Genomic DNA, 1,158 nt, shown 5'->3' on the forward strand with positions numbered 1-1,158 from the left:
TAACACAGAAATACATGGGAGGGGAAAAGAAAGAGCCGCCTCCCGGCGACTCAATCCTCTTTCATGATTTCCATGATCGTATTCACTTTTTGGGCAACATCGGAGTTATGTTCCAGCTGGGCGTACTCTCGGAATGCATCTTGTAGGAGAGCGCCCTTTTCTTTCTTGGTCATAAACGACCAAGTATTCAGAAGCTCAATAAAATCATCGTCGAATCTAAAACTGGTCGTCGTATCTGATTTAGTCACGATGTACCTCGATTCAATTAATATATTGCGCCAATTATACCACACAGAAATACATGGGAGGCAGTATGAAAGCACTTAGCCTTTTTAGCGGGATCGGCGGAATAGACCTAGCCTGCGAGTGGGCGGGGATAGAGACGGTGGCCTTTTGCGAGCGAGAGCCCTTCCCGCAAAAGGTCCTGCGGAAGCATTGGCCGGAAGTGCCAATTTACGATGATGTCTGCACGTTAACGAAAGAGAGGTTAGAAGCAGATGGCATTGGAACAATTGACCTTATTCACGGAGGATACCCTTGCCAGCCTTTCAGCTATTCCGGGAAGCGAAAAGGCAAGGTGGATGACCGCTATCTCTGGCCGGAATATTTTAGGCTTGTCAAGGAACTCAAACCCCGTTGGGTTGTTGGAGAAAATGTTGCTGGGCACGTCACATTGGGGCTCGACGAAGCGCTCTCTGACTTGGAAGGCGCGGGCTACACCAACCGGGCGTTTATTATTCCAGCTTGTGCCGTCGATGCCCCACACCGAAGGGACCGAGTCTTCATTGTGGCCCACTCCGCGGGCGAACGATTCGCAGAAACGGGGAAACATCAACCCTCGCGACCCAAGGAATGGCTTGCCGGCGGCTGTGAAAATGTATCCTACTCCTACAGCCAACTGTCACCAAAACCCCGGTTTGCATGGGAATGGAGGGAACAACCTTGTAACAGAGGTTTATTTACTGGAAACTGGATCAATCCCTACAACTGGAAGCCTGAACCCAGCGTGGGTCGAGTGGCTCATGGGATTGCCGATTGGGTGGACAGACTTAAAGGACTCGGAAACGCCGTAGTACCACAGCAGATATATCCGATCTTCGCGGCGATCATGCAGATCGAGGCGATGAACGCAGGCTAAACATCAACTAAGGGAGGGTT

At 50.7% G+C, this 1,158-nt stretch carries 2 protein-coding genes; one reads left to right on the forward strand and one right to left on the reverse strand.

Annotated features, from left to right (window positions below; all coding sequences use genetic code 11):
• Positions 1–50: 50 nt before the first annotated feature.
• Positions 51–248 carry a hypothetical protein gene (locus ABH899_RS28550; protein WP_370002293.1) on the reverse strand — a complete coding sequence of 66 codons (198 nt, stop codon included), beginning with the start codon at positions 246–248 and terminating at the stop codon, positions 51–53.
• Between the two features lie 65 nt (positions 249–313).
• Here ABH899_RS28550 and ABH899_RS28555 point away from each other — a divergent pair, with 65 nt between their 5' ends.
• The gene (locus tag ABH899_RS28555; RefSeq protein WP_370002295.1) at positions 314–1,138 is read left to right on the forward strand and encodes a DNA cytosine methyltransferase; all 825 of its coding nucleotides are present in this window, start codon (positions 314–316) and stop codon (positions 1,136–1,138) included.
• Positions 1,139–1,158 lie beyond the last annotated feature (20 nt).

Source organism: Paenibacillus sp. RC84 (assembly GCF_041260495.1).
Taxonomy (GTDB): domain Bacteria; phylum Bacillota; class Bacilli; order Paenibacillales; family NBRC-103111; genus Paenibacillus_F.